The sequence below is a fragment of the Vibrio sp. ZF 223 genome, from assembly GCF_003050585.1.
Lineage (GTDB): Bacteria > Pseudomonadota > Gammaproteobacteria > Enterobacterales > Vibrionaceae > Vibrio > Vibrio crassostreae.
This window is the reverse complement of the sequence record NZ_PIGB01000021.1, coordinates 1-7,886: the sequence shown is the minus strand read 5'-3', so window position 1 is coordinate 7,886 and position 7,886 is coordinate 1. Positions and strand designations below refer to the sequence as shown.

General features: G+C 45.1%; 6 protein-coding genes, 5 tRNA genes and 2 rRNA genes. 3 read left to right on the top strand and 10 right to left on the bottom strand.

Going from position 1 to position 7,886, the window contains the following annotated elements; all coding sequences use genetic code 11:
* The 5 genes from tuf to CWO13_RS23090 all read right to left on the bottom strand — a co-directional run.
* On the bottom strand, positions 1-836 hold an 836-nt coding region (gene tuf / locus CWO13_RS23110; RefSeq protein ID WP_108083516.1), incomplete at its 3' end, for an elongation factor Tu.
* A gap of 96 nt (positions 837-932) precedes the next feature.
* Positions 933-1,008 (bottom strand) — tRNA-Thr (locus tag CWO13_RS23105).
* Between the two features lie 13 nt (positions 1,009-1,021).
* A tRNA-Gly gene (locus CWO13_RS23100) sits at positions 1,022-1,096 on the bottom strand.
* Positions 1,097-1,135: 39 nt separating this feature from the next.
* A tRNA-Tyr gene (locus tag CWO13_RS23095) sits at positions 1,136-1,220 on the bottom strand.
* A gap of 44 nt (positions 1,221-1,264) precedes the next feature.
* Positions 1,265-1,340: transfer RNA gene (locus CWO13_RS23090), tRNA-Thr, on the bottom strand.
* A gap of 210 nt (positions 1,341-1,550) precedes the next feature.
* Between CWO13_RS23090 and coaA the strand changes: the two genes are divergently transcribed.
* Entirely contained in the window at positions 1,551-2,474 is a 924-nt protein-coding gene (gene coaA / locus CWO13_RS23085; RefSeq protein WP_048657856.1) for a type I pantothenate kinase, read from the top strand.
* A 7-nt stretch (positions 2,475-2,481) separates the two neighbouring features.
* Here coaA and birA read toward each other — a convergent pair whose 3' ends face one another.
* A complete protein-coding gene (birA, locus tag CWO13_RS23080; RefSeq protein WP_102479601.1) occupies positions 2,482-3,447 on the bottom strand; it encodes a bifunctional biotin--[acetyl-CoA-carboxylase] ligase/biotin operon repressor BirA in 966 nt (321 codons plus the stop codon).
* A complete protein-coding gene (gene murB / locus CWO13_RS23075; protein WP_102479602.1) occupies positions 3,444-4,490 on the bottom strand; it encodes a UDP-N-acetylmuramate dehydrogenase in 1,047 nt (348 codons plus the stop codon). The genes birA and murB overlap by 4 nt, the downstream gene beginning before the upstream one ends.
* Before the next feature lie 66 nt (positions 4,491-4,556).
* Here murB and CWO13_RS23070 point away from each other — a divergent pair, with 66 nt between their 5' ends.
* Both CWO13_RS23070 and pssA read left to right on the top strand, forming a co-directional pair.
* A complete protein-coding gene (locus tag CWO13_RS23070) occupies positions 4,557-4,988 on the top strand; it encodes a GNAT family N-acetyltransferase (RefSeq protein WP_102479603.1) in 432 nt (143 codons plus the stop codon).
* Between the two features lie 91 nt (positions 4,989-5,079).
* Positions 5,080-6,420 carry a CDP-diacylglycerol--serine O-phosphatidyltransferase gene (gene pssA / locus CWO13_RS23065; RefSeq protein WP_102479604.1) on the top strand — a complete coding sequence of 447 codons (1,341 nt, stop codon included), beginning with the start codon at positions 5,080-5,082 and terminating at the stop codon, positions 6,418-6,420.
* Between the two features lie 385 nt (positions 6,421-6,805).
* Here pssA and CWO13_RS23060 read toward each other — a convergent pair.
* The 3 genes from CWO13_RS23060 to CWO13_RS23050 form a co-directional block, all read right to left on the bottom strand.
* A tRNA-Asp gene (locus CWO13_RS23060) sits at positions 6,806-6,882 on the bottom strand.
* A 67-nt stretch (positions 6,883-6,949) separates the two neighbouring features.
* Positions 6,950-7,065 (bottom strand): 5S ribosomal RNA (gene rrf, locus CWO13_RS23055).
* Between the two features lie 129 nt (positions 7,066-7,194).
* Positions 7,195-7,886, bottom strand: a 23S ribosomal RNA gene (locus tag CWO13_RS23050); the annotation flags it as partial.

The following is a 7,886-nucleotide window of genomic DNA, read 5'->3' as shown; positions in this document are numbered from 1 at the left end:
AGAAGTGCACCAACGTTCTCACCTGCACGACCTTCGTCAAGCAGTTTACGGAACATTTCAACACCAGTACAAGTAGTAAGAGTAGTCTCTTTGATACCAACGATTTCTACTTCGTCACCTACACGTAGGATACCGCGCTCGATACGACCAGTTACAACAGTACCACGACCTTGGATTGAGAATACATCTTCAATTGGTAGTAGGAACGGTTGGTCAACTGCACGCTCTGGCTCAGGAATGTAAGAATCTAGTGCTTCTGCAAGCTCAACGATCTTGTCTTCCCACTGCTTCTCGCCGTTTAGTGCGCCAAGTGCAGAACCTTGGATAACTGGTAGGTCATCACCTGGGAAGTCGTATTCAGAAAGAAGTTCACGAACTTCCATCTCAACTAGCTCAAGTAGCTCTTCGTCATCAACCATGTCACATTTGTTCATGAATACGATGATGTAAGGGATACCAACTTGACGACCAAGTAGGATGTGCTCACGAGTTTGAGGCATAGGGCCGTCAGTCGCAGCAACAACTAGGATACCGCCGTCCATTTGTGCAGCACCAGTGATCATGTTTTTAACATAATCCGCGTGTCCTGGACAGTCTACGTGTGCGTAGTGACGTGCTGGAGTGTCGTACTCAACGTGAGAAGTTGCGATTGTGATACCGCGCTCACGCTCTTCTGGAGCGTTATCGATAGATGCGAAATCTTTAGCAACACCGCCGTATACTTTTGCAAGAGTAGTACAGATAGCAGCAGTTAGAGTTGTTTTACCGTGGTCAACGTGGCCGATAGTACCAACGTTTACGTGCGGTTTCGTACGTTCAAATTTTTCTTTAGACATGGGGTGTCCCTCTAGGTACGGATTAGGTGGCTTAAAATAAGACCACGCAACCAAAAAAAAATGGTTTTCTTTATTAAAGGAGAAGAAGCTTTAGACTGGTGCTAATACCCAGAGTCGAACTGGGGACCTCACCCTTACCAAGGGTGCGCTCTACCGACTGAGCTATATCAGCACACAAAATGAGTTGGAGCGTGCAGCGGGAATCGAACCCGCATCATCAGCTTGGAAGGCTGAGGTAATAGCCATTATACGATGCACGCAACACGTAACTCTGTTTGAGCTATTTAACCTTTAGAATATGGTGGAGAGGGACGGATTCGAACCATCGAAGGCAGTGCCAACAGATTTACAGTCTGCTCCCTTTGGCCACTCGGGAACCTCTCCAAATTTTGAGCTTTCTCTCGCTTGCCTTAGAGGAAGGGAGAAAGTGGTGCCGACTACCGGAATCGAACTGGTGACCTACTGATTACAAGTCAGTTGCTCTACCTACTGAGCTAAGTCGGCACAAGTGGGGCGCATTTTATTGAATGATTTTCCACCTTGCAATAGTAAATTGAAAAAAAGTGCAAAATTCTCTTACCAAACTCCTACATACGCCAATTTAGCTCAAGGTTTCCATCTTTAACACGCATCTAGCACAGGAAGATATTTTATTTATCTATCGCTTGATGTATTTTCCATGCACTTGTTTTGTTATCCACTATAGAGTTTTGTATGAGCCCATTTATGTCATTTGACCGCGAACGCTGGTCTGAGCTAAGGAATTTAGTTCCGATGACACTTTCTGAAAGCGACTTAAAAGAGCTTCAAGGCATCAATGAAAAACTCACAATGGAAGAGGCTGTGGAGATCTATCTACCACTTTCTCGGCTGTTGAATCTCTATGTAGCAGCCAGACAAAACAGAAACTCGGTACTTCACGAGTTCCTAGATAAGAAAGAGAAAGCGCCACCTTTTATCATAGGTATTGCAGGTAGTGTTGCGGTTGGTAAAAGTACAACTGCACGACTGCTTAAAGCCCTACTCTCTCGTTGGGAAAACCACCCAAAAGTTGAGCTAGTCACAACGGACGGTTTCTTATACCCAAATGAAGTGTTGGAAGAGAAAGGGTTGATGAGTAAAAAAGGCTTCCCTGAGTCTTACGACATCAAGCGTCTTGTGAACTTTGTCTCAGATGTTAAAGCGTGCAAAAGAAATGTCACCGCACCGGTATACTCGCACCTAACTTACAACATTACTGATGATGTTAAGTGTGTCGACCTACCCGATGTACTTATTATTGAAGGGCTTAATGTCTTACAGAGTGGCATGAACTACCCACACGAACCGCATCGTGTGTTTATTTCAGACTTCCTTGATTTCTCACTCTATGTTGATGCTGACAGCCAGCAAATCAAAGAATGGTACATCAATCGTTTTATGAAGTTTCGCGATGGCGCGTTTACTAAACCTGGCTCGTACTTTAGTCATTACACTAAGTTATCGAATCAAGCGGCACTGGATAAAGCGGAAGGTATCTGGAGTTCAATCAATGGCTTGAACCTTGAACAAAATATCCTTCCGACAAGAGAAAGAGCGCACCTGATTTTGCGAAAAGGCGCCGATCACATGGTTGAAGAAGTGTTACTCAGAAAATAGTAACGCCTTAATCGCCTTTTCTTAGCGATATTTCACCACCAATATAACTCTCGAGGCCATTCTCTGTTTTGAGTAACACGGCACCTTGTTCATCGATGCCCTGAACAACACCTTCAATTTCTCTAGGTCCAATAATCAACCTAACATTGCGACCTAAGAAATTATCTAAGCGATTCCAACGCTCTACAAAATTGGACATTCCTTTCAGTTCATAATCCACAAGAGACTTGTCCCAAGCATTGATCAGAGCCTGCGCTAATTGGTTACGATCAGGCACCTTTCCGTCACACACTTCTTTAAGAGAAGTCCACGGTTGACCAATACCTGATGTCGTTGGATCCATAGATAGATTCAGCCCTAAACCAATAACAATATGAGCTGCGCCACCCGATTGCCCAGAGAGCTCGACCAAGATACCCGCGAGCTTCTTGTCATTGTGGTATAGGTCATTCGGCCACTTAAGCTTGATGCCTTCAACGCCCATCTCTTCCAAAGCCTCTACAACGGCTACTCCAACCACAAGGCTTAAGCCCATCGCAGCAGCCATCCCTGCGTCGAGTCTCCAATACATTGAAAGGTAGAGATTTGCACCAAATGGCGATACCCACTCTCGTCCGCGACGTCCACGCCCCGCAGCTTGATATTCAGCAATACAGACAGAACCCGATTCGAGGGTGTTAGTACGCTCTAATAGGTGTTGGTTTGTAGAACCGATGATTGGAATCAGCTCAAGAGAAGCATCGCGACTAACTGCAGACAATTTTTCTTGGTCAAGCATATCTAAACGGCTAGCTAGCTTGTAACCCTTGCCTTGTACTCGGTAGATATCTAAACCCCACTCTTGAATACCTTTAATGTGCTTGCTGATAGCCGCTCGTGATACACCAATCATTTCACCTAGCTCTTCACCTGAATGAAACTCACCGTCAGCAAGACATCTCAATAGTGCAAGCTTGGTACTATGTTCTCTCATACCAATGACTCCAAAGCCTTATCTAGGTTTGTCTCACGGTCTCGTCCCATAAAACGTACTTCATGTTCCAATCGAATATCGAATTTATTCAAAACGGCCTGACGTACTCGCTCTGCAAGCTTAAGGATATCCACAGCAGAAGCCTCATCAGAATTGATGATAACCAATGCTTGGTTAGGGTGAACCTGAGCGCCACCTTCTGTCACGCCCTTGAACTGGCATTGATCAATCAGCCAGCCAGCAGCGACTTTGATCATGTCATTACTCTCATAGCCGACAATGTTTGGATATAGAGCTAACAGGCGATCAAAATGATCTTTGGTGATCAAAGGGTTTTTGAAGAAGCTGCCCGCATTCCCTTGTATTCTAGGGTCTGGCAGCTTACTCGAACGAATAGCACACACTTCATCAAATACAGTACGAGGAGAGAGACTATCGGCTGCTAGGCTTTTTAACGGGCCATAGTGATTGCATGGCTCCCACTCTTTCGGCAACGTTAAACCAATCGCAACAACAATCGCTTTACCGTAGAGAGCATGTTTGAAAATAGAATCTCGGTAACCAAAGAGACACTCTTCCTTGCTTAATCGCTTAACTGTATAAGTATCCAGACATAGGATATCAACGTACTCGCATATGTCTTGCAGTTCAACGCCGTACGCACCAATATTCTGAATCGGAGCAGAGCCTGAACAACCGGGTATCATTGCTAGATTTTCTAGACCACCCAGCCCTTTATCGACACTCCACTTAACCAAACTAGGCCAATCCTCACCACCATTAACATGTAGATGGTGATGGCTATCTGTCTCGGTTAACGTAATCCCGGCTAACTGGTTCACAATAATCAGGCCTGCAAAGTGCTCAGTAAAAAGCATATTACTGCCCTTACCCAATATTAACTTTGGCAAAGTTGACCACTTAGGGTCTTGATAAACCGTAATCAGTTCTTCGATAGTCGTGACTTCAACCAACGCATCACAAGTCTGATCGATGGAAAAAGTATGAACGTTTTTTAAACTAGCATTGAGATGGAATTGCATGACGATATTCAATTAACTTACACTGCAACCATTCTACAGCAGATAAACCAGTGGCGCAGTGACTGAATGAACAATGTCATCATTACCCAATTAGACCCCGTAAAGGTTCCCCTCGTAAAACGTTTCTACAAGGAACATTATCCGACAGGGAAAGCCAATAAGAGTGAGCTTATCTATTCGTTACTGATGGATAACGAGCTTTGTGGTGTCGTGCGTTTTCGGACGATAGAAAATACTCGCTTGCTCACAGGAATGGCTATATCAAAAGAACATCGTGGTAAGCAATTAGGCTCTCAGCTTATGGATTATTGTGCTCAGCATACGCTAACAGATAACGACTACTGCTTTGCCTACGCGCATCTCACCAGCTTTTACTCACGACATCAGTTCGTACAGATCGCTCCAGAACAGCTACCCAATGGCTTAAGAGTTTTATATGAGCGCTATTCGAATAGCGGAAAAGATCTCATTCCTATGCATTTTCAGCAAAATTGTTAGAGAATGCCTCGATTATCTAGTATTTGATGCTATCCCTTTGGTAAAATTAAAGGTTCGCAATTTTGCATATTTTTAAGGTAAAACAGTCAATATGATTGCCAGTAGGAATCCATTCATACAGTTGCCAACCATAGCGCAGAATCCTGACAAGTTTGAAGTACTACTATCAGCGCAAGAGTTTCGAACTCGTCTACTTGATGAGATATCTCGCGCAACGACTCGTATTAGTTTAGTCGCTTTGTATCTTGAAGATGATGAGGCTGGCCGTGAGATCCTAACTGCCTTATATGAAGCAAAGCAAAAGAATCCAGAATTAGACGTGAGCGTTTGTGTCGACTGGCACCGAGCGCAGCGTGGATTGATCGGCGCAGAGTCTTCTGAAGGCAATGCAGCCATGTATAAAGAGTTCGCAGAAAAATATCAGCACGCTGTGCCTGTCTATGGCATTCCAGTTCGCGGTAAAGAAGTCTTTGGCGTATTGCACTTAAAAGGCTTTATCGTCGATGACAGCGTGATATACAGCGGTGCAAGCCTTAACAATATCTACCTGAATTACCATGACCGCTATCGCTTTGATCGTTACCACGTTTTAAACAACGTAGCGCTTGCGGACTCGATGTTTACCTACGTACACGAACAGATGGTTGCGGACAGCGCTGTTTATGACTTGGCTGATAAGAACAAGCCTGCGACCAAAGAACTGAAACCAGCGATTCGTCAGTTTCGTGCATCATTGGCAAGATCTCAGTATCAATTCGATGGTCAAGAGGTTTCAGCAGACCAAGTTGCTGTAACACCATTGGTTGGTATCGGTAAGAGACGTAACCGACTGAATCAGGGAATTAATCAACTCGTCGCTCAAGCTAAAGATGAAATCTTTATCTGCACACCTTACTTCAACTTCCCACCTAGCCTAGCTAAAGAAGTGAAGAAAGCGCTTAAGCGAGGCGTAAAGGTCAGCATTGTTGTTGGCGATAAGACAGCAAATGATTTCTTTATCTCGCCAGAAGAAGAGTTTAAAACGATTGGCGGTTTACCATACCTTTACGAATTGAACTTACGTCGTTTCGCTAAAGCGAATGAAGCTCATATAGCTAGCCGTAATCTATCAATTCGACTTTGGCAACACGATTCCAATAGCTTCCACCTAAAGGGGATTTGGGTCGATAAGCGCTACATGCTACTAACAGGCAATAACCTAAACCCTCGAGCATGGAAGCTAGATCTAGAGAACGGCATCTTTATCCAAGATAACTACCATCACCTAACAGACAAATTCCAAGCTGAAGTGGATAATATCCTTCAACACACTCAGCTTATCTGTACTTATAAGCAGTTAGACAAGATAGAGAGCTACCCGACGGAAGTTCAGAAGTTGATTCGCAAGATCACTCGCGTGAAAGCCGATAGAGTGCTTAAACAAATACTGTAGTCGATGTTAGAAATAACCATCTATCAACGCCTAGCAAACGCTAGGCGTTTTTGTATCTACGAGATAGCTAAATCCCTCTTTAGAAGGTGCAACAGAAAAAGTTGAAAGAGCCACCTTCATTCGTCAGATTTGAGAGCAAACAGCGCCTGTCGGTTTCTATAGAGACACCTCAATAGGTAGCAATGAGGTCTGTACCAAAAGTCCGAAGTTCATACATCAAAAACGACGAAAGCCTAGTCGTCAGACTAGGCTTTCTAATATGTGCAGGAATAGCGTGAAGTGCAGGGGCTCGGTACCTTAACAACACTCATACAACCTAACAGCAAAACACTTTTCTTCAAATGTAAAAAAGCCCTGCTATTGCTAGCAGGGCTTTTCTAATAAGTGGCGGAGTGGACGGGACTCGAACCCGCGACCCCCGGCGTGACAGGCCGGTATTCTAACCAACTGAACTACCACTCCGCAGTGGTCAACTCACTAAGTGAGCGTCCATATCTTCAGGTTGGTCAACCTAAAGATTTAATTTAAAGCCTGGCGATGTCCTACTCTCACATGGGGAAGCCCCACACTACCATCGGCGCTATTGTGTTTCACTTCTGAGTTCGGCATGGAATCAGGTGGGTCCACAATGCTATGGTCGCCAAGCAAATTTTGCTTTTACTTTCAGTTTTTAAAAAACTGAAGGCAAATAATCTGGAAAGCTGTTTTTGTTCTCTTCAAACTCATTCAAGCGTTTGGTATTTCTTTGAGTCCACAAAACCCCTTGGGTGTTGTATGGTTAAGCCTCACGGGCAATTAGTACAGGTTAGCTCAATGCCTCGCAGCACTTACACACCCTGCCTATCAACGTCGTAGTCTACGACAACCCTTTAGGACGCTTAAAGCGTCAGGGAAAACTCATCTCAAGGCTCGCTTCCCGCTTAGATGCTTTCAGCGGTTATCGATTCCGAACTTAGCTACCGGGCAATGCCATTGGCATGACAACCCGAACACCAGAGGTTCGTCCACTCCGGTCCTCTCGTACTAGGAGCAGCCCCTTTCAATTTTCCAACGCCCACGGCAGATAGGGACCGAACTGTCTCACGACGTTCTAAACCCAGCTCGCGTACCACTTTAAATGGCGAACAGCCATACCCTTGGGACCGACTTCAGCCCCAGGATGTGATGAGCCGACATCGAGGTGCCAAACACCGCCGTCGATATGAACTCTTGGGCGGTATCAGCCTGTTATCCCCGGAGTACCTTTTATCCGTTGAGCGATGGCCCTTCCATTCAGAACCACCGGATCACTATGACCTGCTTTCGCACCTGCTCGAATTGTCATTCTCGCAGTCAAGCGGGCTTATGCCATTGCACTAACCACACGATGTCCAACCGTGTTTAGCCCACCTTCGTGCTCCTCCGTTACTCTTTGGGAGGAGACCGCCCCAGTCAAACTACCCACCAGGCACTGTCCGTAATCCCGA